Raw genomic sequence first — 25,668 nt, 5'->3', positions numbered from 1 at the left:
GTGTTCTATAAACCAGTACAGATACAGAAATTTTTAAAAAAGCAGCACAGAATGACTTTCCAATATCAGGTTCTTGCCAATCAATTAGCACATCGTATTTATCAAGATGAGCTTAAACCTCACCAGAAACTTATTTCTTTACGAGATTTTGCTCGTCAGCACAGCATTAGTTTAAGTACAGCAAAAAGTTGTTATGAGTTACTTGAGGCGAGGGGGCTTATTTATGTAAAGCCGAAGTCAGGTTATTTTGTGGTAGCTCGTGCACAATCTGGCCCCATTCCTGAAAGTCCAGATTTCTTGTCTTTACCTCGACAAGTTTCAAATCTGGAATTGCATAATCAAATTCAGGAAGCTGCCTTACAAAGCCATCTTGTACCATTAGGCTCTATTCAGTTAACGCCTCATTTTATTCCTGTGGAAGGTTTACGTCGTTCTATTCAACGGGCTTTAAAAAATTGTCAGCCTCAAGACTTTCTTTATTGTAATAAACAAGGGCATGAGCAATTAAGAAAAGCGCTATCTGATCATTGGCGTGAAGATGGGATTTTTATCGCAGTAGAAGATATTTTTATTACCAATGGCTGCATGCCTGCTTTGTCTTTGGTGATTCAACATCTAACAGAAGTAGGCGATAGTATTTTAATTCCGACGCCTACTTTTAATGGACAACTACAGCTTATAGCCAGTTTAAAACGACAGATTATTGAAATTCCAGCGCATCATCGTGGTATCGATCTTGAGCGCTTAGAATCATTTATGAAGCAAGGTTTGGCTAAAGTTTGCTTAATGACAGCCAATTATCAGAACCCATTGGGATACTGTTTAAGTAATTCAGAAAAACAAAAGATTGCCGAATTAGCAGCAAAGTATCAGTGCTTTATTATTGAAGATGATATTTATGGAGAGTGTGGTTACAGCGGTGAGCGACCATTACCTATTCGCTATTGGGACCGTGAAGGCTATGTAATTTGGTGTGGGTCGGTTTCTAAGTCTTTGTCGAGTGCGTATCGCGTAGGATGGTTCTGTTTAAGCGCGAAGCTACAGCATTTAAGGCTTGAGCTGGTAGCCAGTAATATTGGGGTTAATACACCGCTACAACTAGGCCTAGCTGATTTTATTTATAGTCGTGGTTATCGAGAGCATTTAGAGCAGTTAAGACCGAATTTGATGCGGCAAGTCCAGGAGTATCGTAGTTGTATTTTAAATGCCTTTGAAGGTATACCAATTGCATTGAGCCAACCAGAAGGGGGTTATGCCTTATGGATGCAGTTACCTAAAACTGTAGATAGTTTGGCGCTCTATTACACTGCAAAATCTCACGGAATTACCGTAGTTCCCGGGCATGTTTTTGGTGAGGATGAACGCTATCGGCATTTTATTCGTTTAAATGCAGGTCATGAGCTAACAGCAGATGTCCGCCAAGCCATTAAAGATTTGGCGGACTGGTCACGGCAACAGATTAAAACAGTGAGTTAGTCTTACTCTGCAAAGTCTGCCTTAAGCACAATGCGGTAGCGTGCCTGACCCGAGTGTAGACGTTCAATTGCTTCATTGAGCTGTGACATTGGAAATAGCTCAATTTGAGGCGCAATTTTTTTACGTGCAGCAAACTTTAAAAGCTGACGTAGTGCAGCAGGTGAACCCGTAGGTGAACCAGTCACTGACTTAGCACCACCAATAAGAGAGCCAACAGAAACAGGAACAGGCTCAAGCGTAAGGCCTAAGAAATGTAAGGTTCCGTTTGGTGCCAGTGTTGCAATAAAAGCAGGCCAATTTAGAGTTACATTCACGGTACTCAGCAATAAATCGAATTTCCCTTTTTGAGCTTTTACTGCCTCTGTATCGCGACTATTCACTACATGGTCAGCTCCCATTGCTTTGAGTTCTTCCGTTTTATCTGGGTTAGAACTAAAAGCAGTGATTTCACAGCCCCAAGCTTTAAGTAGCTTAATGGCTATATGACCTAAACCACCAATACCAATTACACCGACATGATGCGTTGCCTGTATTTTGTGTTTGAGTAGTGGATCAAAAACGGTAATTCCGCCACAAAGTAAAGGACCTGCACTTTCAGCATCTAAATCTTCGGGGAGGGGAATGGCCCATTGCCAACCTGCACGGACTTTATCAGCAAAGCCACCAGCATGCCCCACGATTGTTGCAACATTTCCACCTGTACACAGTACTTGCTGACCACCAATACATTCATCACAGGCTTGGCAACTTTCAGCTGTCCAACCAATGCCGACACGTTGCCCAATTTGTAGACCTTTTGCTTCTGAACCCAAAGCAACAATTCGTCCAATAATTTCATGACCTGCAACCACAGGGTACACGGTCGAACGCCATTCATTGTTTAAAACAGAAATATCAGAATGACATAAACCACAATATTCAACTTTTACCTCAACCTGATGCGGTTGTAATTCACCTGCGTCAAATTGATAGGGAACCAGTTTTTCACCTGCCTGCATTGCAGCATAAGCTTGAATCGTATTATTGCTCATCGGAAACTCCTTAAGCGGCTTTGAACCGTTCTGGTGGGTTATGAAGCTTTAAATTGACAATCGTTTTCATGATCATCGACCATGCCTACTGCCTGCATAAAAGCATAGCAGGTGGTTGGGCCAACAAATTTGAAACCATTCTTTTTAAGAGTTTTGGAAAGTTTTACGCTCAGTTCGGTTTGAGCAGGGGCCTTACGATAATCTACAACATCATTGTTTTGTGGAGCTGCATCTACAAACTGCCAAAGCCATTTAGGAACATCACCGACTTGTACTTTGAGCGCTTGCCAAGCAATAGCATTATCACGAATAGCTTTGAGTTTGCCTAAGTGGCGAATTAAGCCTGCATCGGATAATTTTAATTCTAAAAAATCATCTGTGAATGAAGCAATTTCTACAATCGGATGATTAAAAAAGTGCTGACGGTAGCTTTCTCTTTTTTTCAGTACAGTAATCCAAGATAAACCAGCTTGCTGACCTTCAAGGCAAAGCATTTCAAATAAACGTGCTTCGTCATGTTCCGGTTTGCCCCATTCTTCATCATGGTAGGCAATATAGAGTGGATCGTCGGAACACCATCCGCAACGTTGAGTTTTCATGATAATGCTCCTTATATTTATCTTAGAATTTTAAAGTTTAAACAGCACCCATTCATTTGGGCGAGTATCCCAATAATACAGTTCAGCTTGATTTAAGTCTTCAAACTTTAGCCAAAAGTCTTTACCAACTTTATCTGAAAAACCGGTACTGATTAGCAGGGCATCATCGCTGATTTCCATGATCCAGCCTTGATAGCTATTGCCATTTAAAACGATCTTTTGCTGGTTACCAGACTCGGCAAACTCTACTAAGCGATTGATCAGCGCTTCCGACATAAAATGTTCCTAGCGTAAATATGAATAAGGATTAACAGCACCACGCCCTTTACCATCTAGATAAAGACCATAATGAAGATGAGGTGAAGTATAACGTGCATTGCCCGTATTGCCGACATACCCAATGAGGTCGCCTTTTTTGACATAGTCACCCACATTTAAGCCACGTTTGTGACCATCAAGATGAGCATAATAATGCCATGTTCCTGCTGGGCCTAAAATCCAGATGACTTTGCCACCTAAGTTGTTATTACGAAGATCTGCAACGAGTCCTTCGGTTGCACTGTACACTTTGGTTCCACGTGGAGCCAAAATATCAATTCCTTCGTGACTACGGCCCTGACTCCGAGCAGCTCCCCATGTGTCTTTTAATTCATCCCGGTCAACACCTTTTACAGGTACAGGTAGTCGACTTGGAAGCTGCATACTTTTGAGTTTGATGACTTCAGCAGGTGGAAGTGGGGCAGGTTTTTTAGGTGCATTGGCACAGGCCGCCAATAGAATAATCAGAAAACCAAGTGAGAAATGAGAAACAAAACGTCGCACAAAATACTCCCTGTCACAGCCATATCAAAATTATTTTACTCACTATGTCATGAACGGCTTGTCGAGATCAATTTTTTCATAGCAGTTGGGACACCTTTAGCAACAGCCTGTTCCGGACTCAACCATTGGCCTTCAAGTTCAATACCCAGATGTTCTTTTTGATCAGGTTCCACGTGGAACACATGAGCATTAAGTAACCATGTGAAGTGAGTGAAGCTATGACTGATCTGAAAAGTTTGTGCTTGAGGCTGTAGTTTAAATTGTTGGCTTAAGCTCAGTCGTTCATGTTCATTTTCTAAAATAGGTAAACAGAATAAACCGCCCCATAGACCATGAGCTTGACGTTGTTGCCAGAACCATTCACCTTCGCACTGAATAATAAGAACATCTGCTGTTTTAACAGGTGGTGTTTTTTTCGGTTTTTTAAAAGGTAATTCTTGCTCTAACCCTTGCTGATAAGCCTGACAATGAGCTTGCATTGGACAATATAAACATAGCGGTTTTTTAGGAGTACAGATGGTTGCGCCGAGATCCATAATCGCTTGAGTGTAGTCATGATTGCGATGTGTAGGGCAAAGCTCTTCAGCGAGTTTCCACATTTCACGTTCGTGTTGTGGTTTGCTTAAGTCATCTTCAATGGCAAAGAAGCGAGCTAAAACGCGTTTCACGTTGCCATCCATGATGACGCCATACTGACGTAAACCTAAAGACATGAGCGCGCCTGCGGTAGAGCGACCAATGCCAGGTAACGCAATCCATTCTTCTAGCGTTTCAGGAAATTTACCTTGCTGCGTGACAAGACCAGCCGCTTTATGCAAATTGCGTGCACGAGCGTAGTAACCGAGGCCAGCCCAAAAAGGTGCTACTTCATCCCAAGTTGCATGACCTAAAGCTTCTACAGTTGGGAAGCGCTCCATAAAGCGGTCAAAATATTGCAGAACTGTTTTCACCTGAGTCTGTTGTAGCATAATTTCAGAAACCCAAACTTTGTACGGATCATCGGCAACTTGCCAAGGCAAATCGTGACGACCATGTTGATCGAACCAGTTTAAGAGGGCATCAGAAAAAGAAAATTCAGGCATGAACAGCTATAGAAGAGAAGTAAGGGCTAAATTATAGCTGAAATTTAGATGAAATTTTGTTTAAAGCAAACGAAGAAAATGGACATATAAAAACAGGGACTACATCAAAAATGTAGTCCCTGTTCTATGGGTAAAAAGAATTAATCCTTTTGTACACCCCAAAGTTGATCTAGTTTCAACGGCTGGTTTTTATAGTAAGGAATGACATGAATGTGGAAATGATCTGAAGTTTTTCCAAAAACTTCACCATCATTAAAGCCAATATGAAAGCCATCTGGTTGATGACGAAGCTGTGTCTCATGACGGGCAATTTCAAGAAGTGTAAGCAAGCCTTGATGTTCTTTAGACGTAATGTCAAAAAAAGAACTAACATGGCGCAGTGGTGTTACTACACAGTGGCCTTTAGATAACGGATTAGAATCAGGCAAAATTACGGCAAATTCATTCTTATCAATGATGTCATATTCATCAAATTCGCAATACGGACATTTCTTGTCAGTCATTGTTGTATCCTCTCATGTTATTCCATTAAACCCCGAGTGCGGGAAATAAGACTAGGCTTTGCTCTAGCTCAACGGGAGTATAGTTATTGAAGTATGGTTTAAAAAATACAGTAAAAATATTGCAAAGTCATAAACATTTAAGGGAGCAAATGCAAAAAAATCATTTGCTCCAAATTTGCTTCTTTTATTTTAGAGTACGATCTAATAAAGCGTACATTTTAGCAAGGCCTTGTTTTTCCGCTTCGCTATTGTAGCCAAGGTCCACACCGTTCGCTTTAGCTCTTTCATCGGCAAGCGGGTTACTAAAGCCATGTTTAGCACCTTCTAAAACCACTACTTCATGTTTAACCTCAGCAGCTTGCATCTCTTTTTCAAAATTAGCAACATCTTCTAAGGTGACCATACTGTCTAATTCACCATGTAGAACTAAAACTTCACCTTGAATGTCACCTTTTTGAGCAGGAGCTTTAGGCGTTAATGTGCCATGGAAAGTTGCAGTTGCTTTTAGTGGAGCACCTGAACGCGCAAAATCTAATACGACTTTACCACCATAGCAGTAACCGACAGCGGCAATTTTTTCACTGTTTACTTCCGGCTGAGCAGCTAAAGTTTGAAGCCCAGCATTGGCACGATCAGTCACCGTGTCTAACTCTTCAAATGTCTGCATCATCCATTCATAGGCTTGAGCTGCGGTGGTTGTAACTTTTTTATCACCATACATATCAATTGCAAGCGCAGCATAGCCGTGTTCAGCAAGTTCACGTGCGCGTTGCTCTGTATATTCGTTACGTCCCCACCACTCAGGAGCAACAATCACACCCGCAACAGGTGTTTCGCTATCTGGAGCCGCAAAGTAACCAATTAAATGGCTACCATCTGGTGCAGTATATTGAATTTCACGGGTTTTAATTGCAGTACTCATGACATTAATCCTGAAATTTAAATCGATTTAAATACGCTTGATTAAAGCATAAAAATTAAGAACTAAAATAAATAACTATGTAAAAATCTACATCAAAAGAAAAAGATACAAAGTTATAAGCAATAAAAAAAGAAGGAAACCAGTTCCTTCTTTTTATGTGATCATGATTAAATTAAGTTCGGCCTCGAGAAATGAACCCAATTACAGCTAGAATTACAGCTACAACTAATAAAATCACGGCAAAGTCTTTAGATAGCCCTGCAACACCACCAAACCCTAATAGACTGGCAATGAGTGCAATTACTGCAAAAATTATCGCCCAACGGAACATAATGCTGTCCTCCTTATTTTTCATTGTCATTTAACTATATAGCGTGTTTTTTACTCGGAATGTGTCGTTTATGTGGTTGAAATGTATATTAAACAATCATTTTGTGATGTCATAAATACAGCTTCTTTTTTAGTACAGACCACTTCAATGCTATACTGATACATCGTTTTATCTCATCAGCTGTTAAAAGATTATGTCTACCGAGACCTCACTTCGACCACTCTTTTGGAAAAACTATCCGTTAGAGCAACTGACTCAGGCTGAGTGGGAAGCTTTATGTGATGGCTGTGGTTTATGCTGTCTGGTAAAACTAGAAGATGAAGATACACATGAGGTGGCTTATACCAAGGTGGCCTGTAAGTTACTTGATTGTGGTACAGGGCGTTGCACGGACTATCCGAATCGTCAGCAGCAAGTACCTGACTGCCTGCAATTAACAGTAGAGTCTTTAAAAACAATCCACTGGTTGCCATCAAGCTGTGCCTATAAGCGCTTGAATGAAGGAAAGAATTTACCTTCTTGGCATTATTTAAATACGGGTTCGAGACAAAGCGTGGTTAAAGCGAAAAAGTCAGTTGCAGGACGTTGTATTTCTGAAGTTGATGTCCATGAAGATGATCTTGAAGATTATATTGTGCGTTGGGTGCGCTAATTTAGTCTTAAAAGAGGATGTTTGATTACAGCGTATAATAAAGTAACACTTTTATCATAATTTTTTTGCTCATCTCCGTAATATAACAATAAAAACAAAAGGAGATAAAAATGATGAGACGATTAGCAGCCCCCTTATTATGTAGTAGCTTTTTTTTGTTAATGGCCTGTGGGTCTAATAATACCAATTCAAAAAATCCTGAACAAAATACGACTGCAAAAGCAGATCGGTCTGTTGCTATCAAACAAACTTATCAGGTTGAAGCAGTCTCACATTTTAATGAGCCTTGGGCTGTGACCAGTCTGCCTGATCAGCGTTTATTAGTGACTGAACGGCAAGGTAAATTAAAAATTTTTAACCCAAAAAATAAACAAATGTTGGATGTACAAGGTGTTCCCGCGGTGAACTATGGGGGGCAAGGTGGTTTAGGAGATGTCATTTTACACCCTGACTTTGCCAAGAATCATTGGGTTTATCTTAGCTATGCTACAAAAGGACAAGGCGGATCTGGCGCAGTGATTTCACGTGCGAAATTAGATTTATCTAATCCTAACCAGCCAAAACTCACCGATATAAAGCAGATTTGGCAGCAAGTACCTAAAGTCTCGGGACAAGGCCATTATGGACATCGCATGCTTTTTGGTACAGATGGTAAGCTGTGGGTCAGTTCAGGTGAGCGACAAAAGTTTGATCCTGCCCAAAACATGAAAAGTAACTTAGGTAAAATCTTGCATTTAAATGAGGATGGCACCGCGGCTGTAGGTAACCCTTTTTATAAGCAAGGCGGGGTTACTGCTGAAATATGGTCACTGGGACACCGTAACCCGTTAGGTATGGCTTTTGACCGCCAAGGACAGCTGTGGGTGGTTGAGATGGGGCCTAAAGGTGGTGATGAGCTTAATATTATTACCAAAGGTGAAAATTATGGTTATCCAATCGTTTCAAATGGAGACCATTATTCGGGCCAACCTATTCCAGATCATCACACTCGGCCAGAGTTTAAAGCACCCGAAATTGACTGGACTCCTGTTATCTCTCCATCGAGTATGATCATTTATCGTGGTCAGCAATTTCCTGCATGGCAAAATAAAGCCTTAATTGGCGGGTTATCTTCCGAAGCGATTATTGTGGTGGATTTAGAGCATAAGCCCGTGAAAGAAGTGCAAAGATTGGATATGAAAAAACGTATTCGTGGGTTGCATGAAGCACAAGATGGTTCGATTTGGGTGATTGAAGATGGCTCAAATGCGCGTTTACTCAAGCTGAGTAAGAAACCCTCTTAATGCTAAGCAAGAGCCTGTAAATAAAGAACGTGTCTCATAGATTCAAATTGTAGATTTCTGTGAGACACAATAGACTATAGTGAAAAGACGATAAAGCCATTTGAGATGTCAGACACCCATATTCCACTTCCCGAACGCCTGCGCCCAAGAGACTTGTCTGAAATTATTGGGCAAGATCATTTATTAGGTGAACATGCGCCCTTACGTCAAATGATTGATCAGGGACATTTGCCTTCTATTATTTTTTGGGGACCACCAGGCGTTGGTAAAACAACGATTGCTTTACTTTTGGCGCAGGCAATAGACCGTCCATTTGTGAGCTTGTCTGCGCTGAATACGGGCGTAAAAGAATTACGTGAAGTGATTGCAGAAAGTGGTGATTTACTGACACCTGTTGTTTTTATTGATGAAATTCATCGTTTTAATAAATCACAGCAAGATGCTTTATTAGGTGCAGTTGAAAAAGGCAAAATTACTTTAATTGGTGCGACCACTGAAAACCCGTCTTTTGAAGTGAATAGCGCGCTTTTATCACGCTGTCAGGTCTATACTTTAAATAGTTTAGACAGTGAGGCAATTCAGACACTACTCAACAATGCACTTCAAAGCGATAGATTCTTAAAAGAACGTTACATTCATATAGAAGAATATGATGCGCTGATTCAGTTCGCAGCAGGTGATGCTCGCAAAGCGCTTAATTTACTGGACTTGATTGCAAGCACCTTTGAACCAGAAATTGAAAACACGATTACCAATGCGGTAGTGGTGAAAGTCGCTCAGCAAAATATTGCGCGTTATGACAAATCTGGCGAGCAGCATTACGACCTCGTTTCTGCCTTTATTAAATCAATTCGCGGCAGTGATCCAGATGCAACGCTATATTGGATGGCTCGTATGCTTAAAGGCGGAGAAGATCCAGTTTTTATTGCAAGACGTATGCTGATTGCGGCCTCAGAAGATATCGGAAATTCCAACCCCAATGCGCTATTGCTTGCAGGTGAGTGTTTCCGCTCTGTACAAGCGGTAGGTATGCCTGAGGCCCGAATTATTCTAGGTCAAACAGCAGTTTACCTAGCAACAAGTGCAAAAAGTAATAGTACTTATTTAGCGATTAACAAGGCTCTTGAACTTGCTGAAAAAACGGCAAATTTACCTGTGCCTTTACATTTGAGAAATGCGCCAACCAAGCTGATGAAACAGCAAGGCTATGGTATTAATTATCTCTATCCTCATGACTACCCAGAGCACTTTGTGCTGCAAGACTATCTGCCGCCTGAGTTGAAGGGAACCAAACTCTATGAGTCTGCAAGAAATAAGCGTGAGGTTGAAGGTGAGCGTTTGCAGCAACGCAGATGGCAGCAGGAACAATAGTTCCTGCTTTATGCTATTCCAGCTCTTTAGTGACCTGACCATAAATCAGTAGCGTGAACACACCTGTACCGCCAATAATATTGCCGATAGTGGTTGGGATGAGGAAAGTAAACAGATACTTGCCAATAGAAGCTTCTCCTTGCCAGACCAGATAGGACATTTCTGTAGAACCAACCACTACATGGGTAAAGTCACCCAGTCCTATCAAATACGTCATAAAAAAGATGAGCAGAAACTTATTACTGACTGAAGGCAACATCCAGACCAATGCAGCAATTAACAGCCCTGACATAATGCCTTTGAGCAGATTCTGGGTTGCAGAAAAGGAGCCCACATGATGTGCAAGTTCATCTAGTGCTTTATCAATATCTGGCGTAAACAGGTGAGTAGTTAGGAAAAATAAACTCGCCAAAGCTGTTCCAATGATGTTGCAGAGAATCACAATGCCCCATAAGCGGCCCACTGCTCGTAATTTATCGAAAGTAAAGGGATTAAATAAAGGCACAACTGTGGTGATAGTATTCTCAGTAAAGAGTTGCATGTGACTCAAAATAGCGATCAAGAACCCAATGGTATAACCCACATTAGTGATTAAATCGGTCCAGACTGCATCAGCTGGGAGATAAGCAGCAATAATCGCTTTAAATACAAATGAAAAACTGATGACTAAACCTGCGGCAATCCCTGAAAAGATCAGTGCAGTTGTTGGACGATCAAGCTCTTCGGCACCATCACGGCGGATAATTTCATAAACCAGACGGGGTGACAGTTTCTCATGTTCTTCGACTGCCATTTTTTCACGCCAGCTTAAAGTTTTCTCGACTTTTTTTTCCTCTATTTCATGGTCCATCAGGTTTACTCCTCACTGAATAAATATCTTATATTTATTGTTTTATTTATTGTTAAGTCAGTGTTCAGGATAAATCTAGTCTATTCATAACAGCTTTATGTGTCTTTTTATAAATCGAATGCACAATGGTCAGATCATCAATCACAAAATCAAAGAAAAGTATAAGCTCTTAAAGTACGGATGAGTGCCATATAGTCACCTTGAGAAGCTTTAGCAATAACAGATTCAACCTCTGCCTGACTCCAGCCTTGTTTTAAGGCAGAAGTGCTAAAGTTGTTTAATAAGACCAGAGGATTTTCACCAAAATGGATTGGATGATTCATTAATCTCTTTTCAAGCTTAGATAATTCCATAGGTTCACCCGAGTTTTTAAATTTAATTATTGTGAAGTGCTTTGTGTTTTTTTAGATTTTAGTGTTTTAAATTAAGCTTATGCAAGTGTTAATTTATTGAAATAGACAAATCTGTCTACATTGTTTGGGGCGCATGACGCTGAATATAAAAAAACCGGGCTTTAGCCCGGTTTTTTTATGAAGTTTTACTGATTAGATGTCAGATAAATCTACGCCTAAACGAGCAGCAACTTCTTCATAAGCTTCAACAACACCGCCTAAACCTTGACGGAAACGGTCTTTGTCGAGTTTCTTCTTAGAGTCTTTATCCCATAAACGGCAGCCGTCTGGAGAGAACTCATCACCAAGCACGATGCGGTCATGGAAAACACCGAATTCAAGCTTGAAGTCCACCAAAATCATGTTGCCTTCAGCAAATAATGCTTTTAATACATCGTTTACTTTATAAGTTAAAACTTTCATTTGTTCTAACTGTTCAGCAGTCGCCCAACCTAAAGCAATCGCTTGAGATTCGTTAACCATTGGGTCGCCTAGACCGTCATCTTTATAGAACAATTCAAATGTAGGAGGAGTTAACTCTTTACCTTCTTCTACACCTAAGCGACGGCATAGAGAACCAGCTGCGTAGTTACGAATTACACATTCAACTGGAATCATTTGAAGTTTTTTAACAAGCACTTCAGTTGGAGAAAGCAATTTTTCAAAATGCGTTTCAATACCTGCAGCAGCAAGTTTTTCCATGATGAAGGCGTTAAAACGGTTGTTCACCTTGCCTTTACGATCTAGTTGTTCGATTTTTTCGCCGTTGAACGCAGAGGCATCATCACGAAAGACTAAAATCAGATGGTCGGCATTGTCTGTTTCATATACAGATTTTGCTTTACCAGTATAGAGCAAGGTTTGTTTTAACATGAGGGAACCTTTTTAAAAAAAATGCCTAGTAAACGACTAGGCTGGCCAATTTTGGTAAATCTGGTTTAGCACTTCAGCAGCCACATCTGGGCTTGCAAAAGTGTTATCTACATTAAATAGAGCAAGAGTATGACTAGAACCTACACCAGTAAGTTTAAGCACATAAGTATTGTCATTTACTTTAATCGTCGCTTGATTACTGCCTTGAGCGATGATGTTGAAATTTAAAGTACTTAAAGTTGCTTTGGTGTATTGCCAGATCTCGGCTGTATTTCCATCAACTTTTAACAACGGGTTTTTATTACCGTCAGTCACAAGCTGAGGACGTCCAAGCGCAGTCGTCGTTTGAGCAGAGGCATCTGCTGTAGCATTACCTTGCGTTTGTTCAGGGCGTGGCAGTGCATAGCGGTTGCCACGCTTGTTTTCAAACTTCGGTGCGTTATCGATAGCGCGCTGTTCTACAGTTGGTGCAGGATACAAAGGTGTCGCTGGTCGTACAGTTGCATCGGCAGGATATTCAAGCGGGGCAAGTTGCTTGGCATTTTTATAATCTAAAGAATGATTATTAATTGCGAAGCGACCACAACCAGCTAAACTTAAGGCTGAAACTGCAAGGACTAAACCAAGACGTAATTGCATCATAAATTGCTCTTATTAAATAATTCCCGCATCTTTTAGGGCATTGCGGAGAGGTTCGCGATATTGCTCAGCGAGAGGAGTGAGTGGTAAACGAATACCAGTATCAATCAGTCCCATCTCATGTAGTGCCCATTTCACAGGAATTGGGTTTGATTCGCAAAATAGAATATTGTGTAAATTTGCAATCTTATTGTTAAGCGTCTTCGCTTGTTGTTCATCTTTGGCAATCGCAACAGCACATACTTCACTCATTGCTTTAGGGGCAACATTTGCAGTAACCGAGATGTTGCCGTCAGCGCCAAGAAGCATAAGTTCCCATGCTGTCTCATCATCACCTGAGTACACAGCCATCTTGCCGTTTAACGCCTCAATTAAAGCTTTACCACGAGGTACGTCACCTGTTGCATCTTTAATGCCAACAATATTCGAGATCTCTGCTAAACGTACAGCTGTGTCATTTGAAAGATCTACGCCAGTACGACCAGGTACGTTATAGAGAATAAGCGGTAATTCAACAGCTTCAGCAATCGCTTTATAGTGTTGGTAAAGGCCTTCTTGGGTTGGCTTGTTATAATATGGTGTTACAAGTAAAGCTGCATCTGCGCCAAGCTCTTTTGCAGCTTTAGTTAATTCGATTGCTTCACGGGTTGAGTTTGCACCAGTACCGGCAATAATTGGAATACGTTTATTGGCTACACGAATAATTTCTTTAATAACCTGTGTGTGCTCTTCCATGCTCAATGTTGAGGCTTCGCCGGTTGTACCGACGGCTACAATACTGTTTGTACCTTGTTCTATGTGCCACTCAACCAGCTTCTCAAGACCCTTCCAATCTACACCGCCGTCTTTCAACATGGGTGTGACGATTGCGACGATTGAGCCTTGAATGGTCTGTGCTTGCTGAGTCATTTTTAAAAATATCCTATTTATCCATCCGAATCTGAGGTAAGAAAAACAAAATGTGGGATGGTTGCAGTATTTTGATTGTCCAGTTCTAACAATAACAGATTGTTGAATGACAATTATGCAAATTATGACTGATCAGACGCATAAGAACAATACGCCTAACGGATAATCGCGATGTAAACTTGAGGAAAAGATAGGATGTTTTCATTATTGCGCGCTAAGAATACCCAGTAAACATAAAAATACGGCTTGATTCGACTGAGCCTTACTTAATATGGGCTTTTTTTGTGGCAAGATAGAATGCAATTTCCCAGTTGGGATTGAAGATGACATGAAAATGAATAAACAACCACAAAATGCGGTTTTAATCGTAGTTGATGTACAAAATGGTTTTACACCGGGTGGAAATTTAGCAGTTGCCGACGCCGATACAATTATTCCAACCATTAACCAACTTGCTGGTTGTTTTGAAAATGTCGTCCTGACTCAGGACTGGCACCCGGATAATCATATCTCTTTTGCAGCCAATCATTTTGGCAAGCAGCCATTTGAAACAATTGAACTCGACTATGGACTACAGGTGCTTTGGCCTAAGCATTGTGTACAAGGTACTCAAGATGCCGAGTTTCATCCTGATTTAAATATTCCGACAGCTCAACTGATTATTCGAAAAGGCTTTCATGCTCATATTGATAGCTACTCGGCTTTTATAGAAGCTGATCACTCTACAACGACGGGTTTAACGGGTTATCTAAAAGAGCGCGGTATTGATACGGTTTATGTGGTCGGAATTGCTACGGACTTTTGTGTAGCATGGACTGCTTTAGATGCAGTTAAGCAAGGTTTTAAAACTTTAGTGGTTGAAGATGCTTGTAAAGGGATTGATCTGAATGGTTCGTTAGAACAAGCGTGGCAAAACATGCAGCAGCAAGGTGTTGTCCGTATTCAGTCGACTGATCTGTTGAGTGAGCGCTAAGTATATTGCTCTGGTTTTTAACTTTCATATTTTAATTTTTAGGGATAGAAAGTATGGCTGCATTCCTACGCTTTACCCAATTTATTCAAAAGACTTTTGCCCTATGGGTGATTGTTTTTGCAGCGCTAGCGCTATGGCAGCCTGAATTTTTTGTCTGGCTCAAAGCGTACATTCCATGGATTTTGGGCATTATTATGCTTGGTATGGGAATGACCATGACCGTCGATGACTTTAAAGGGGTATTACAAAGCCCTAAAGCGGTATTGATTGGGGTGGTTGCGCAGTTTGTGGTGATGCCGGGCTTAGCATATGTTCTATGTAAATTATTTAATTTACCGCCTGAAATTGCGGTTGGGGTCATTTTGGTGGGTTGTTGCCCAGGGGGAACGGCTTCAAATGTGATTACCTATATGGCCAAAGGCAATGTGGCGTTATCGGTAGCCTGCACATCGGTATCAACACTTTTAGCACCTGTATTAACCCCAGCGATTTTTTATCTGCTTGCCAGCCAATGGCTAAAGATTGATGCAGCTTCAATGTTTATTTCGATTTCGCAGGTGGTGCTACTGCCTATTGTGCTTGGTTTGATTTTAAGAACATGGCTTAAACGTCAGGTCGAATCTTATATTCAAGTGATGCCTTTAGTTTCGGTCATTGCAATTGTAGCGATTGTGGCCGCGATTATTGGTGGAAGCAAAGCAGCAATTTTACAGTCGGGCTTGCTCATTTTAGCCGTAGTGATCTTACATAACGGGCTTGGCTATTTATTAGGTTTTACCGCGGCACGTTTCTTTAAACTACCTTATGCGGACAGTAAGGCCATTGCTATTGAGGTGGGGATGCAAAACTCAGGCTTAGGTGTTGCACTTGCAGCAGTCCATTTTGCTGCTTCTCCAATTACAGCAGTACCAAGCGCGATTTTCAGTCTTTGGCATAATATTTCTGGGCCTGCACTTGCGACTTATTGGGCAAGTAAACACAAACAAGAATAACTGTATAAACAACATTCATTAGGAAAGAAGGCCAAACGAATAGTTTGGCCTTTTTATTTAAAGCATATTTTAGGGGAGCTAAAGCTAGAACTGGTATGTCTTTTGCTTTGAATTGATGCACTAAAAATAACGTGAATATGAGTATAAATCGTAAAGAAAAATAAGGCATTTTCTAGATGAACCAGATTTTTAAATTATTTATTCCCATGCTCTCAAGCAATTTAATTCTAGTTTTAAGTGGATTGATTGATATTGCTTATGTAGGGCATTTTAGTAACGATCATGTAGCAGCATTATCGGTGACCTTATCTTTATATACAGTGGTTTATGTCATTGGTATGGGAATTCTGCAAGGTGTGATGCTCAAGCTTTCAGAAGCTTATGGTTGCCATGACATACCACGCATTCGTCAAATTTTTATCAAGGCATTTGGCTGATGTTATGTTCGGCATTGCTGAGTATTGGCTTGCTTTACTTGTTCCGTGATTTACCAAAATTGTTTGGAGCATCTGAACATGTCATTTCAATTACTAAAAACTGTATTTGGGCTTTGGTATTTATTTTACCTGCCCATTTACTGATGCGCTTATTTACAGCTTTGTCTCAGGTCACTGAAAATGCGCATAAGGTTTTACTATCAGATAGCATTTTCTTCATTCTTAAAATTATTTTGTCCTATCTTTTAATTTATGGTGTTGCTTTATTTTCAATTCCGCCACTCGGTGCGATAGGGGCTTTGTTAGCCACTCTCATTGTGCGGTGGTTTATGTTGGCTGTTTATTACCTGTTTTTCTTAGAGAAAAGCTACATCTTTATTGAACATCCAGAACGTTCGGTTGAAGACAGCCGACAAAGTCTGCGTATGATTTTAAAAATAGGCATACCCACTGCGATCATGGCGTTGATGGATGTTGTTGCATTTTGTTCGGTTGCTATTCTGATTTTACCTTTCGGGAGTGTGGTGTCTGCAGCCCATCAAATTGTCGCGAGTACTGGCGGCTTCATGTTTATTTTTCCTTCCTCAATTGCCTCGGCTTATAGCATTTTAGTGTCACGATCTATGGGCAGCAGGAACATGGAAGAAGCAAACAAAATTGCCAGACAAAGTATATGGGTGATTATGGCAGTAACCGGCAGCCTATCTCTGGGTTTATGGTTGGAGCGGGACTTAATTGTTACGTTCTATTCAGATGATTTGGCCGTGCAGATTTTAGCTGCATCACTGCTGTTGATTGTGTGTATGTCTCACTTTCTAGATGGCTTAATGACGTTATTGACCTCTTTGCTGCGTTGTTGGGATGTGTCGATTTTACCGATGCTAATTTTCTTGGTCGTGGTGTTATGTTTCGGATTAGGCGGTGGTTGGTGGATGGCCTATAACGGACTGTATTGGCAGGATATCTCAATTTCTGCGATGGGAATTTATGGTTTCTGGTGGATGGCTGCCATAAGTTATTTAGTGGCTTGTTTATTGAGTGCCATCTGTTTCAATTTTAGAAAACAATTAAGAGGTTTTTGATTAGGCAGATCAACACACTCTTAAAGAGGATGTTCTACTAACCAATTTTCAATCTCATTTTCAGAAATTACTTCAAAGCCGTGGCGCTGCAAAAGCGCCGTGGTGATTCCAACTCCCGTAATTTTCTCACCTTGAAAAGTACCGTTATAAATTTTTTGGCTACCACAAGATGGGCTATTCTCTTTTAAAACCACACAAGTCGCTTTTATTTGCTGCGCAACTTCTAGGGTGCGGTAAGCACCTTTTAAATATAACTCTGTCACATCTAAACCAGATGAATCAGTAATTCTTGCTTTGCCATCAAGCACATCTTGACCTGTTCCGCCCACAATTTCTGCGGGTAAACGGGGAGTGGTAAAACCGCCTAATAGCTCTGGGCATAATGCTTGGGCTTTTTTATTGGTTAATAGCTGCATTAGTCGGGTATTTGGACAGGATTTACCATCATATCGAACAGGTTCACCAATTAAACATGCACTGACTAAAAGCATAGTTTTCCAAACTCAAAGCAAGAGAGATTTTTGAAGATAAAGAATCATAAACAGAATATCGAATATGACAATTGATTTTAAAAACAGGCAAATTAAAAGATTACTAAAATTATGCAATTCATAATTAAGTTATGTATTGCATAATTTAATTGTTTTTAGTAGCATCTAATTCAAGGTAAATGGCCATTGGAGATCCAACAAGGATGTTGGTCTCCATAAATCTATAAATGATTTTTAGGAAAAGACGATTTTTAAAGGTTTATTGAAAAATCTCAATCGTACTTTTAGATAACAAAGGACAGTGTGTATGGAAAACAAACACCACATGGAACGGAAATTAATCATTAAAAGCTCTACGCTCATCATATCTTCGTTTTAATGACTCGTTTTTTTCTCATAGGATGCGTTGGGTTAAGCCAATTTGGCGGTTCAAATACTCACCCAATAGCAACGTATTCTATAGAGAAAGGAGCTGAGTTCATCAGCAATAGAGATAAACGGAACAGGTAATCACCAGAGGGAAACTAGATGGATATTTTAGAGAACCCATTAGAATTATGCGGTTTTGCATTTATTGAGTTTGTTTCAAAAGAAAATGAATTAGATCCAGTTTTTGAAACAATCGGCTTTTCAAAAGTAGCCAAGCATAAATCGAAAGAAGCGTACTTATGGCGTCAAGGAAATATCAATATTATCCTGAATTATCAGCCAGAATCTTATGCTTCATTTTTCTTTAATGAACATGGTCCATCTGCTTGTGCGATGGGTTTTAAAACACGTGATGCAGCAAAAGCTTTCCAAAAAGCAGTAGAGCTTGGTGCTGAACCAATGTATTCAAAAGTTGGGCCAATGGAGCTCAACATCCCGGCAATTAAAGGTATTGGTGGTATGCCAATCTTTTTAGTTGACCGTGATATTTATGAAAATGACTTTGTTTTCTTTGATGATGCCGAGAAACGTCCAGTAGGGGCAGGCTTAAACGAGATTGACCACTTAACTCATAATGTCTACAAAGGCCGTATGGAGTATTGGGCAAACTTCTATGAAAAAATCTTTAACTTCCAAGAAATTCGCTACTTTGATATTAAAGGTGAATATACAGGTTTAACGTCTAAAGCATTAACAGCACCAGACGGTAAGATCCGTATTCCGTTAAACGAAGATTCAGACAAAGGAAACGGCCAAATTGCAGAGTTCCTATCTGATTTTAATGGCGAAGGTATTCAGCATATCGCGTTTATTTGTGATGACTTAATCTCGACTTGGGATAAGTTAAAAGGCCTTGGTCTGAAATTTATGACACCGCCGCCAAATACGTATTATGAGATGCTAGAAGATCGTTTACCTGAGCATGGTGAACCGACTGATGAATTAAAACAGCGCGGTATTTTGCTTGATGGTAATACTAAAGACGGTCAGAAAAAGCTTTTATTGCAAATTTTCTCTGAAAATATGATTGGTCCAGTTTTCTTTGAATTTATTCAACGTAAAGATGATGATGGCTTTGGTGAAGGTAACTTCAAGGCGTTATTTGAGTCGATTGAACGTGACCAGATTCGCCGTGGTGTTTTAGAAACTAAATAAATAAGCTGAGCTTTATTCCTGATCTTAAAAAACCAAGAGTTTGATCTCTTGGTTTTTTTATGGCTATTGATTAGCGGCTTTTAATATATTGATTGATGAGGTTCACTTCATTTTTTAAGATTTCAATCATTTTACTGTGAGGGTCGACTGGTAAAAACATTTCGCTATCCAGTGCGACAATACAAAACTCAATGCTTTGGTTTGAGTTAAACACAGGTAAACCCACCGCATTAATTCCTGTCAGTAAATCACCTTTCGCTGCCGACATTTGTTGCTGGCGAATGGTGTCTTTAAGCTCTGTAAATGCTTGCCAGTTTTGCGGTGCGATGTGCAGACCAAGTTCTTGATGCTTTTGCCATTCCACTTCCATTAAGGGACGAACAAAATGTTCTGGAAGATAAGAGGCAAATAGACGTCCCGCAGCAGAATTGACTAAAGGCATAATCGAGCCGACTTTAGTCACAATTGAAATAGGGTGGTTTGATTCAATCGATTGAACCACGACAGGGCCCTTTGGTGACCATTTACTAATTTGTATACCGCAACCAATTTTGTTTTGTAGGTCATAAATTAAATGCTGTACCAGCTGTAGTGTGTCGCTATGCTGGACACAGTTGAGACCTAAGCGCCATGCCTGATCACCTAGGGCATATTGCCCATCATCAAGTTGTTTTGCATATTCCATGCGAATAAGGCTGACCAGATAGCGGTGAACCTTGGCAGGATGCATTTCGAGCTTGCTCGATAGATCTTTGAGAATAATAGGTTGATTGTGTTCCAAAAGGGCGTTTAGTACAGATAAACCGACTTCAAGTGATTGAACCCCCCCAGATACTTTTTCTTCAATCATTTAAATACCCTTAATAAATTTACTTCAGCTGTTAAACAGTGACGATCAAAACATAAATTGAAATTGGCGCGTTTTACATCATGCCTGAGCCTAGTGAAAAATAGAAATCACCTTTTTCTATTAGCGAAATTGACATGTTTAATAACCAACAATTTTTTAAAATCACTATGCTCTTATTTATAGCGCAATTTTCTAGAAATTTAGCGGTTTTAAATAATATAAATCGGCATTGATATAGAACTGCTGTTAAAACAATTCTAATCAATGCCGATTTTTAGTGCGCTCTTTAAAAATTAGGTTCCTAACTCTTCTTCATGCAAGAAATGAGTATGGTGCGGAGCACGTTTGGTTTTGCTCCATTCCTCTAGCATTTCAGTTTTCATTTCTTCTGTAATTTTTGCAATTTTTTCTTCAGCATGAGCATCGTTATAAGTCAGTTCTAAACGATGGCCATTTGGATCGAAGAAGTAAATTGAGTGGAAAATACCATGGTTGGTTACGCCTAAAACTTTCACACCATTTTCTTCTAGATGTTGCTTGGCAGCCATCAACGCATTTAAGTCTTCAACTTCAAAAGCAATATGCTGTACCCATTGCGGAGTATTTTCATCTCGACCCATTTCTGGTTGAGTTGGCAATTCAAAAAATGCCAAAACGTTGCCTTGACCAGCATCTAAGAATAAATGCATATATGGGTCAAAGGCTTTAGTTGACGGCACATGGTCTTCAGCAAAAGCTAAAATAAAGTCCATATTGAGCATTTTTTTATACCACTCAACAGTTTCTTTCGCATCCTTACAACGATATGCAACGTGATGTATTTTTTTAATGGCAAATGTCATATTAAAACTCCTTTTTACTATTCCCAATCTGGTTGTTGTTCTGGCGCCGCGTTATAAAAGGCTGGGATAGACAAACAATGGTGATAAATCGATTCAATTTTTGGAAACGCAGATAAATCAATCTTGAAGCGTTTCGCGTTGTAGACTTGTGGAATCAGGCAGCAATCAGCAATTGTTGCTTGTTGTCCAAAGCAAAATTGTCCATTTGAATCTTGAAGTTGCTGCTCGAGATTTTGAAAGCCTTCAATAATCCAGTGCTGATACCAATAATTTTTCTGCTCATCTGAAACATTTAAGTCATTTTTTAAATATTTCAGTACGCGTAAGTTGTTTAACGGGTGAATATCACAAGCGATTGCTTGGGCAAAAGCGCGAACTTTTGCTCTCTCTTGCACATCACTTGGAAGTAGTTTGGTTTCTGGATATTGCTCATCTAGATATTCCAAAATACTTAACGATTGAGACAAGGTTAAATCGCCGTCAATTAAAGTCGGAACTAGAGCACTACGGTTTAACTTTAAATAGTCTTCGCTTTGCTGTTCGTTTTTTACCAGATGAACTGGAACAGTCTCATAAGCTAAATCTTTAATGTTTAGACCAATCCGTACTCTGTAGGCTGCAGAGCTACGAAAGTAACTATACAGCTTCATAGTCAGGCTCCGAAGTTTCTGCAAAATCGAAATTTAATGCAGGAAGGACTGTATTTCGAACTTCACCGAAGCCAATGCGAATACCATTTTTCTCACAGTGACCTTTCATAATGAGTGTATCGCCGTCTTGCAAGAAACCACGAGTTTCACCATTGGCAAGTGTTAAAGGCTTGGTGGTGTTCCATGTAAGCTCAAGCAAGCTACCATACGAATCTGGTGTAGAACCTGAAATGGTACCTGAACCCATTAAATCACCAACCTGAACGTTACAGCCGCCAATGGTGTGGTGAGTGAGCTGCTGAGCCATAGACCAGTACATATATTTGAAATTAGTTTGGCAAATCACGTCAGCTTGTGCCGATTTCGGGCTTTGAATTTCAACACTCAAATTAATGTCATAACTATTCGCGATATTTTCTTGTAAATACGTTAAAGGTTTAGGCTCTTGTTTTGGGCCTTCCACTTTAAATGGCTCAAGTGCTTCAAGTGTGACTACCCAAGGTGAGATGGCACTAGCAAATGATTTTGAATTGAAAGGGCCTAAAGGCACATATTCCCATTGCTGGATATCGCGTGCTGACCAGTCATTGAGTAATACCATTCCAAAAATATGGTCCCACGCATTTTCAATTGAAATTGGCTGGCCAAGTTGAGTCGGCTTACCAATAACAAATGCTGTTTCAAGTTCAAAGTCGAGTTTACGCGTAGCTGAGAAAACTGGACGCTCTTCATTTGGAAGTTTAATTTGTCCAGATGGACGCACGACTTGAGTGCCACTGACTACTACAGAGCTGGCACGGCCGTTATAACCCACAGGCAATTCAGTCCAGTTTGGCAGTAAAGCATTTTTAGGGTCGCGGAACATACAGCCTACATTGGTGGCATGTTCTTTAGAAGAATAAAAGTCGGTATAACCAGAGACTTGAAGTGGTAAATGCAAAGTAATACTGTCTTGCTTAACCAAAACTTCTTGGCGCAATGCTTCATTTTCTTGAAGCGTTAAATTTTCAACCGAGAGAAGAGACTGTAGTGTCTTACGAGCTTTTGACCAGTTGGCTTTACCAGACTCAATAAATTTATTCAGTGTAGGCTGGTTAAAATATGTGTCTTGTTCTGAAAGTTTTAAAAGACCGTGCTTTTCAAGAGCAGCGAGATCAATCACCCAATCACCAATAGCTACACCAACTTGACGCTCACTTTCGTTAGCTCTGCTAAAAACACCGTAAGGCAAATTATGAATAGTGAAATCTGATTGAGGTGAAACTTCAATAAAAGAGTTTAGTTTTTGTTCCATTTTCGCTTCCTTGTCTTTATCTCGGGTCTTATACAAATAAAAGTTCGGTCTAGGACTGAGCTACTCAATAAGTTTTAACCTTTGCTTAGATCATCTTTTGTCTTATGAGTTTGATATAGACCGAGCACAACCAATTGCTTCATGTCTCTATAATACTGAATTCATCAAATTACGCAATACATAATTTAATTACACATTTCATAATAATTGTCATTTCTTGTATTTTCTGTTTTCATTCGCGGTCATGAGAAAAGTCACGCAATTATTTTTTCATGAATCTCTATGAAAGTTTGATCAATTTATGATATACGTAATTTATTGGAAAAAAATTACGTGACACGGATGAGAATAATCATATGTCAGCACAAGAGCAAGGAAACCTGAAACATGGTTTGAGTAATCGGCACATCCAGCTTATTGCATTGGGTGGGGCGATTGGCACAGGGCTTTTTCTTGGTATATCACAATCGATTAAATTAGCAGGTCCATCGGTCATCCTCGGTTATGCCATTGCAGGATTTATTGCTTTTTTAATGATGCGTCAGCTTGGTGAAATGGTGGTAGAAGAGCCAGTTAGTGGATCTTTTAGTCATTTTGCCTACAAATATTGGGGACCATTTGCAGGGTTCATGTCAGGATGGAACTATTGGGTACTCAATGTACTCGTCTGTATGGCAGAACTAAGCGCAATTGGTCTTTACATTCAATATTGGTGGCCGCAAATCCCGACGTGGGCATCTGCTTTAGCCTTCTTTGTCTTAATTAATGGCATTAATCTGCTACACGTTAAGTTTTTTGGCGAAATGGAATTTTGGTTTTCTATTGTCAAAATCTTAGCGATTCTTGCAATGATTGGCTTTGGTTCATATCTACTTGCAACAGGCACAGCAGGTCCACAGGCAAGCATTTCAAACCTCTGGGCAATTGGCGGTTTCTTCCCGTTTGGTGTTGAAGGCTTAGTGATGGCAATGGCGGTCATTATTTTTGCTTTTGGTGGTATTGAGCTTTTCGGTATTACTGCAGCTGAAGCACGTGACCCTGATAAAACTTTACCTAAAGCTGTGAATCAAATTATTTATCGTATTTTGATTTTCTATATTGCGACGCTTTTTGTTTTATTCTCGCTGTTCCCATGGAACCAAATGGCACAAGGCGGAAGTCCGTTTGTAATGGTCTTTGCTTCTTTAGATAGCCAAGGCATTGCAACGTTATTAAACTTTGTGATTTTGACTGCTGCTGTTTCAGTTTATAACGGGACAAGTTATTGCAGTAGCCGTATGTTGTTAGGCCTTGCGCAACAAGGAAATGCACCAAAAGTATTTGCACGTATTAATAAACGCGGTATTCCAACCAATGCAGTGATCCTTTCTGCGGCAGTCACTATTTTATGTGTACTGTTAAATTATATTTTCCCTGAAAAAGCATTTGGTTTACTCATGATGCTGGTGGTTGCAGCGATTGTAATTAACTGGGTTGTAATTTCATGGACGCATTTAAAATTCCGCAAATATATGCAGCGCCAAGGGCAAACAACGAAGTTCCCAAGCTTTATGTATCCGTTTAGCAACTATCTATGCATACTGTTTATGCTGGGTATTTTGGTCGTGATGTCTTTAACACCAGATATGCGTGTTGCGGTCATGATGATTCCTGGCTGGATCTTGTGTTTGATGGTGGCTTACCAATTTAAACGCCGAAAATTAAAAGCTGAGCAGTCTGTACCTGCCTTAAAAGCAGATATTTAATAAATTATTGAGTTGTATCTAAAAAGGACGTCTGACAGGCGTCCTTTTTTTATTTTTAAAATTTAGCAACAGAAATTAAAGGATTTTATTGCTGTTATAATATAACATTTCATTAATTTAATGATGAGCAATTTTCCCATTTTTGGTGAAGATAGAGCATATTTATGAAGCGTTATTTCGGTTTAATTTTATTATCTCTCACAGCATGTAGCACTCAAACACCCAAGCCAACAACTCCTTTGCACACCCGGACCTCTTTACCTCAACCTACAAAAACAGTAGTCAAAATAAAGCCTCAACCCGAGGCGTATGTTGCGTGGTTAGCTTCAGCAGACCATCGACAGGCTGTACAAGCTTACAAGCAATTTCTTAAGCAAAAAGGGCTTGCCAATTTAGTTCCAGACCATGAATTATTAAGCTCAGCTCGCGATTGGCAAAAATGTGGAGTTGAGCCTTACGCGGTGCCACCACGGGAGATTTGGTCCAATATTGTTCCGACGCTTAGCATTTTAAAAGCGTTAGTTGATGATGGCGTAATTAATGATTTTGAAGTGACTTCGGTCTACCGAGCGTTGTCTCTAAACCGCTGTGCAGGTGGTGCTGATGCTTCTCGACATGTCTTTAATGCAGCGCTTGATTTTCGAATTGGCCCAGAACAGCCTACCGATTTAGACCAATTCAATATTCAGCAAACTAAAACCAAACTTTGTCAGTTTTGGGCCACAAAAGGCCAAGCGCTTAATATGGGACTAGGTGTTTATGCTTCAGGACAAATTCATATTGATAGCCAAGGATTCCGTGCATGGGGGCCTGACCATCACTATAAAACCTCAATTTGTCAGGGACTATAAAAGCAATTTTTTCAACGACTAAGTAAATTGATTTAAACAAAAGCGGAATAAAAACTTGATCAATAGTTATGTTATAACATAACATTATTGTGGTTTAGAAATAGATTACGCCTGTGATCTGGCCATATCTAAATGGCCAGCC

Annotated in this window: 27 protein-coding genes and 1 pseudogene; 10 read left to right on the top strand and 18 right to left on the bottom strand. The window is 40.0% G+C overall.

Annotation, left to right across the window (positions count from 1 at the left end; genetic code table 11):
* The first annotated feature begins 51 nt into the window (after nt 1–51).
* The gene (locus B806_RS0108550) at nt 52–1,476 is read left to right on the top strand and encodes a PLP-dependent aminotransferase family protein (protein WP_017402869.1); all 1,425 of its coding nucleotides are present in this window, start codon (nt 52–54) and stop codon (nt 1,474–1,476) included.
* Nucleotides 1,477–1,478: 2 nt separating this feature from the next.
* On the opposite strand, the gene B806_RS0108545 is transcribed toward B806_RS0108550, so the two are convergent.
* The 8 genes from B806_RS0108545 to B806_RS0108510 form a co-directional block, all read right to left on the bottom strand.
* Entirely contained in the window at nt 1,479–2,507 is a 1,029-nt protein-coding gene (locus B806_RS0108545; protein ID WP_017386197.1) for an NAD(P)-dependent alcohol dehydrogenase, read from the bottom strand.
* Nucleotides 2,508–2,545: 38 nt separating this feature from the next.
* On the bottom strand, nt 2,546–3,106 hold the full coding sequence (locus tag B806_RS0108540) for a DNA-3-methyladenine glycosylase I (protein WP_017386196.1): 561 nt from the start codon (nt 3,104–3,106) through the stop codon (nt 2,546–2,548).
* A gap of 30 nt (nt 3,107–3,136) precedes the next feature.
* Nucleotides 3,137–3,382 (bottom strand): hypothetical protein, encoded by a 246-nt coding sequence (locus B806_RS0108535; protein ID WP_017386195.1) that lies wholly within the window; start codon nt 3,380–3,382, stop codon nt 3,137–3,139.
* 9 nt (nt 3,383–3,391) lie between these two features.
* Nucleotides 3,392–3,928 (bottom strand): M23 family metallopeptidase, encoded by a 537-nt coding sequence (locus B806_RS0108530; RefSeq protein ID WP_017402868.1) that lies wholly within the window; start codon nt 3,926–3,928, stop codon nt 3,392–3,394.
* 47 nt (nt 3,929–3,975) lie between these two features.
* Nucleotides 3,976–5,010, bottom strand: a complete 1,035-nt coding sequence (gene mutY / locus B806_RS0108525) for an A/G-specific adenine glycosylase (RefSeq protein ID WP_017386193.1) — start codon at nt 5,008–5,010, stop codon at nt 3,976–3,978.
* Nucleotides 5,011–5,150: 140 nt separating this feature from the next.
* Entirely contained in the window at nt 5,151–5,513 is a 363-nt protein-coding gene (locus B806_RS0108520) for an HIT family protein (protein WP_002119132.1), read from the bottom strand.
* Between the two features lie 184 nt (nt 5,514–5,697).
* Entirely contained in the window at nt 5,698–6,435 is a 738-nt protein-coding gene (locus B806_RS0108515) for a dienelactone hydrolase family protein (RefSeq protein ID WP_017386192.1), read from the bottom strand.
* A 172-nt stretch (nt 6,436–6,607) separates the two neighbouring features.
* On the bottom strand, nt 6,608–6,766 hold the full coding sequence (locus tag B806_RS0108510) for a DUF1328 domain-containing protein (RefSeq protein WP_002053759.1): 159 nt from the start codon (nt 6,764–6,766) through the stop codon (nt 6,608–6,610).
* 193 nt (nt 6,767–6,959) lie between these two features.
* On the opposite strand from B806_RS0108510, the gene B806_RS0108505 reads away from it, so the two are divergent.
* From B806_RS0108505 to B806_RS0108495, 3 genes are all read left to right on the top strand, one after another.
* The gene (locus B806_RS0108505; protein WP_002119281.1) at nt 6,960–7,418 is read left to right on the top strand and encodes a YcgN family cysteine cluster protein; all 459 of its coding nucleotides are present in this window, start codon (nt 6,960–6,962) and stop codon (nt 7,416–7,418) included.
* Nucleotides 7,419–7,528: 110 nt separating this feature from the next.
* Entirely contained in the window at nt 7,529–8,701 is a 1,173-nt protein-coding gene (locus B806_RS0108500) for a PQQ-dependent sugar dehydrogenase (RefSeq protein ID WP_017402867.1), read from the top strand.
* Between the two features lie 105 nt (nt 8,702–8,806).
* On the top strand, nt 8,807–10,072 hold the full coding sequence (locus B806_RS0108495) for a replication-associated recombination protein A (RefSeq protein WP_017402866.1): 1,266 nt from the start codon (nt 8,807–8,809) through the stop codon (nt 10,070–10,072).
* Between the two features lie 13 nt (nt 10,073–10,085).
* Here the strand turns inward: B806_RS0108495 and B806_RS0108490 are convergent, their stop codons facing one another.
* The 5 genes from B806_RS0108490 to dapA all read right to left on the bottom strand — a co-directional run bounded on the left by B806_RS0108490 (nt 10,086) and on the right by dapA (nt 13,735).
* A complete protein-coding gene (locus B806_RS0108490; RefSeq protein ID WP_017402865.1) occupies nt 10,086–10,922 on the bottom strand; it encodes a formate/nitrite transporter family protein in 837 nt (278 codons plus the stop codon).
* 149 nt (nt 10,923–11,071) lie between these two features.
* Nucleotides 11,072–11,275 (bottom strand): hypothetical protein, encoded by a 204-nt coding sequence (locus B806_RS0108485; RefSeq protein ID WP_005804340.1) that lies wholly within the window; start codon nt 11,273–11,275, stop codon nt 11,072–11,074.
* 192 nt (nt 11,276–11,467) lie between these two features.
* Nucleotides 11,468–12,187, bottom strand: coding sequence for a phosphoribosylaminoimidazolesuccinocarboxamide synthase (gene purC, locus B806_RS0108480; RefSeq protein ID WP_002119240.1), 720 nt, complete (start codon nt 12,185–12,187; stop codon nt 11,468–11,470).
* Nucleotides 12,188–12,223: 36 nt separating this feature from the next.
* The gene (locus B806_RS0108475; protein ID WP_079381043.1) at nt 12,224–12,826 is read right to left on the bottom strand and encodes a lipoprotein-34 precursor (NlpB); all 603 of its coding nucleotides are present in this window, start codon (nt 12,824–12,826) and stop codon (nt 12,224–12,226) included.
* Between the two features lie 15 nt (nt 12,827–12,841).
* Nucleotides 12,842–13,735: a 4-hydroxy-tetrahydrodipicolinate synthase gene (gene dapA / locus B806_RS0108470; RefSeq protein WP_017402863.1), complete on the bottom strand. Its 894-nt coding sequence runs from the start codon at nt 13,733–13,735 to the stop codon at nt 12,842–12,844.
* Nucleotides 13,736–14,063: 328 nt separating this feature from the next.
* On the opposite strand from dapA, the gene pncA reads away from it, so the two are divergent.
* The 3 genes and pseudogenes from pncA (at nt 14,064) to B806_RS0108455 (ending at nt 17,219) form a co-directional block, all read left to right on the top strand.
* Nucleotides 14,064–14,708, top strand: coding sequence for a bifunctional nicotinamidase/pyrazinamidase (gene pncA / locus B806_RS0108465; protein WP_017402862.1), 645 nt, complete (start codon nt 14,064–14,066; stop codon nt 14,706–14,708).
* A gap of 53 nt (nt 14,709–14,761) precedes the next feature.
* Entirely contained in the window at nt 14,762–15,700 is a 939-nt protein-coding gene (locus B806_RS0108460) for a bile acid:sodium symporter family protein (RefSeq protein ID WP_017402861.1), read from the top strand.
* Nucleotides 15,701–15,876: 176 nt separating this feature from the next.
* A pseudogene (locus B806_RS0108455) lies at nt 15,877–17,219 on the top strand (MATE family efflux transporter).
* A gap of 20 nt (nt 17,220–17,239) precedes the next feature.
* On the opposite strand, the gene B806_RS0108450 reads toward B806_RS0108455, so the two are convergent.
* Entirely contained in the window at nt 17,240–17,710 is a 471-nt protein-coding gene (locus tag B806_RS0108450) for a DUF523 domain-containing protein (protein ID WP_017386184.1), read from the bottom strand.
* Between the two features lie 528 nt (nt 17,711–18,238).
* Here B806_RS0108450 and hppD point away from each other — a divergent pair.
* Nucleotides 18,239–19,294, top strand: a complete 1,056-nt coding sequence (gene hppD / locus B806_RS0108445; RefSeq protein ID WP_002119157.1) for a 4-hydroxyphenylpyruvate dioxygenase — start codon at nt 18,239–18,241, stop codon at nt 19,292–19,294.
* A gap of 70 nt (nt 19,295–19,364) precedes the next feature.
* Here the strand turns inward: hppD and B806_RS0108440 are convergent, their stop codons facing one another.
* The 4 genes from B806_RS0108440 to fahA all read right to left on the bottom strand — a co-directional run bounded on the left by B806_RS0108440 (nt 19,365) and on the right by fahA (nt 22,930).
* Nucleotides 19,365–20,144 carry a helix-turn-helix domain-containing protein gene (locus B806_RS0108440; protein ID WP_017386183.1) on the bottom strand — a complete coding sequence of 260 codons (780 nt, stop codon included), beginning with the start codon at nt 20,142–20,144 and terminating at the stop codon, nt 19,365–19,367.
* A 293-nt stretch (nt 20,145–20,437) separates the two neighbouring features.
* Entirely contained in the window at nt 20,438–20,986 is a 549-nt protein-coding gene (locus B806_RS0108435) for a VOC family protein (protein WP_002119119.1), read from the bottom strand.
* A 17-nt stretch (nt 20,987–21,003) separates the two neighbouring features.
* Nucleotides 21,004–21,636: a maleylacetoacetate isomerase gene (gene maiA / locus B806_RS0108430; RefSeq protein WP_017402860.1), complete on the bottom strand. Its 633-nt coding sequence runs from the start codon at nt 21,634–21,636 to the stop codon at nt 21,004–21,006.
* Nucleotides 21,623–22,930 carry a fumarylacetoacetase gene (gene fahA / locus B806_RS0108425; protein WP_017386182.1) on the bottom strand — a complete coding sequence of 436 codons (1,308 nt, stop codon included), beginning with the start codon at nt 22,928–22,930 and terminating at the stop codon, nt 21,623–21,625. Before fahA ends, maiA begins: the two co-directional genes overlap by 14 nt.
* 356 nt (nt 22,931–23,286) lie before the next feature.
* Here fahA and B806_RS0108420 point away from each other — a divergent pair, with 356 nt between their 5' ends.
* Both B806_RS0108420 and B806_RS0108415 read left to right on the top strand, forming a co-directional pair.
* Nucleotides 23,287–24,675 carry an amino acid permease gene (locus B806_RS0108420; protein WP_017386181.1) on the top strand — a complete coding sequence of 463 codons (1,389 nt, stop codon included), beginning with the start codon at nt 23,287–23,289 and terminating at the stop codon, nt 24,673–24,675.
* Nucleotides 24,676–24,839: 164 nt separating this feature from the next.
* Nucleotides 24,840–25,526: a D-Ala-D-Ala carboxypeptidase family metallohydrolase gene (locus B806_RS0108415; protein WP_017386180.1), complete on the top strand. Its 687-nt coding sequence runs from the start codon at nt 24,840–24,842 to the stop codon at nt 25,524–25,526.
* The last annotated feature ends 142 nt before the right edge of the window (nt 25,527–25,668 follow it).

The sequence above is a fragment of the Acinetobacter sp. TG2027 genome (assembly GCF_000302435.1).
Lineage (GTDB): Bacteria > Pseudomonadota > Gammaproteobacteria > Pseudomonadales > Moraxellaceae > Acinetobacter > Acinetobacter pittii.
The sequence above is the reverse complement of the archived record's forward strand: the minus strand, read 5'-3'. Positions and strand labels throughout refer to the sequence as shown.

What these genes read in the sequence shown, in the direction of transcription:
- B806_RS0108550 (WP_017402869.1), top strand. Translation starts at nt 52, where the DNA reads ATGACTTTCCAATATCAGGTTCTTGCCAATCAATTAGCACATCGTATT.
- B806_RS0108545 (WP_017386197.1), bottom strand. Translation starts at nt 2,507, where the DNA reads ATGAGCAATAATACGATTCAAGCTTATGCTGCAATGCAGGCAGGTGAA.
- B806_RS0108540 (WP_017386196.1), bottom strand. Translation starts at nt 3,106, where the DNA reads ATGAAAACTCAACGTTGCGGATGGTGTTCCGACGATCCACTCTATATT.
- B806_RS0108535 (WP_017386195.1), bottom strand. Translation starts at nt 3,382, where the DNA reads ATGTCGGAAGCGCTGATCAATCGCTTAGTAGAGTTTGCCGAGTCTGGT.
- mutY (WP_017386193.1), bottom strand. Translation starts at nt 5,010, where the DNA reads ATGCCTGAATTTTCTTTTTCTGATGCCCTCTTAAACTGGTTCGATCAA.
- B806_RS0108520 (WP_002119132.1), bottom strand. Translation starts at nt 5,513, where the DNA reads ATGACTGACAAGAAATGTCCGTATTGCGAATTTGATGAATATGACATC.
- B806_RS0108515 (WP_017386192.1), bottom strand. Translation starts at nt 6,435, where the DNA reads ATGAGTACTGCAATTAAAACCCGTGAAATTCAATATACTGCACCAGAT.
- B806_RS0108510 (WP_002053759.1), bottom strand. Translation starts at nt 6,766, where the DNA reads ATGTTCCGTTGGGCGATAATTTTTGCAGTAATTGCACTCATTGCCAGT.
- B806_RS0108505 (WP_002119281.1), top strand. Translation starts at nt 6,960, where the DNA reads ATGTCTACCGAGACCTCACTTCGACCACTCTTTTGGAAAAACTATCCG.
- B806_RS0108500 (WP_017402867.1), top strand. Translation starts at nt 7,529, where the DNA reads ATGATGAGACGATTAGCAGCCCCCTTATTATGTAGTAGCTTTTTTTTG.
- B806_RS0108495 (WP_017402866.1), top strand. Translation starts at nt 8,807, where the DNA reads ATGTCAGACACCCATATTCCACTTCCCGAACGCCTGCGCCCAAGAGAC.
- B806_RS0108490 (WP_017402865.1), bottom strand. Translation starts at nt 10,922, where the DNA reads ATGGACCATGAAATAGAGGAAAAAAAAGTCGAGAAAACTTTAAGCTGG.
- B806_RS0108485 (WP_005804340.1), bottom strand. Translation starts at nt 11,275, where the DNA reads ATGGAATTATCTAAGCTTGAAAAGAGATTAATGAATCATCCAATCCAT.
- purC (WP_002119240.1), bottom strand. Translation starts at nt 12,187, where the DNA reads ATGTTAAAACAAACCTTGCTCTATACTGGTAAAGCAAAATCTGTATAT.
- B806_RS0108475 (WP_079381043.1), bottom strand. Translation starts at nt 12,826, where the DNA reads ATGCAATTACGTCTTGGTTTAGTCCTTGCAGTTTCAGCCTTAAGTTTA.
- dapA (WP_017402863.1), bottom strand. Translation starts at nt 13,735, where the DNA reads ATGACTCAGCAAGCACAGACCATTCAAGGCTCAATCGTCGCAATCGTC.
- pncA (WP_017402862.1), top strand. Translation starts at nt 14,064, where the DNA reads ATGAAAATGAATAAACAACCACAAAATGCGGTTTTAATCGTAGTTGAT.
- B806_RS0108460 (WP_017402861.1), top strand. Translation starts at nt 14,762, where the DNA reads ATGGCTGCATTCCTACGCTTTACCCAATTTATTCAAAAGACTTTTGCC.
- B806_RS0108450 (WP_017386184.1), bottom strand. Translation starts at nt 17,710, where the DNA reads ATGCTTTTAGTCAGTGCATGTTTAATTGGTGAACCTGTTCGATATGAT.
- hppD (WP_002119157.1), top strand. Translation starts at nt 18,239, where the DNA reads ATGGATATTTTAGAGAACCCATTAGAATTATGCGGTTTTGCATTTATT.
- B806_RS0108440 (WP_017386183.1), bottom strand. Translation starts at nt 20,144, where the DNA reads ATGATTGAAGAAAAAGTATCTGGGGGGGTTCAATCACTTGAAGTCGGT.
- B806_RS0108435 (WP_002119119.1), bottom strand. Translation starts at nt 20,986, where the DNA reads ATGACATTTGCCATTAAAAAAATACATCACGTTGCATATCGTTGTAAG.
- maiA (WP_017402860.1), bottom strand. Translation starts at nt 21,636, where the DNA reads ATGAAGCTGTATAGTTACTTTCGTAGCTCTGCAGCCTACAGAGTACGG.
- fahA (WP_017386182.1), bottom strand. Translation starts at nt 22,930, where the DNA reads ATGGAACAAAAACTAAACTCTTTTATTGAAGTTTCACCTCAATCAGAT.
- B806_RS0108420 (WP_017386181.1), top strand. Translation starts at nt 23,287, where the DNA reads ATGTCAGCACAAGAGCAAGGAAACCTGAAACATGGTTTGAGTAATCGG.
- B806_RS0108415 (WP_017386180.1), top strand. Translation starts at nt 24,840, where the DNA reads ATGAAGCGTTATTTCGGTTTAATTTTATTATCTCTCACAGCATGTAGC.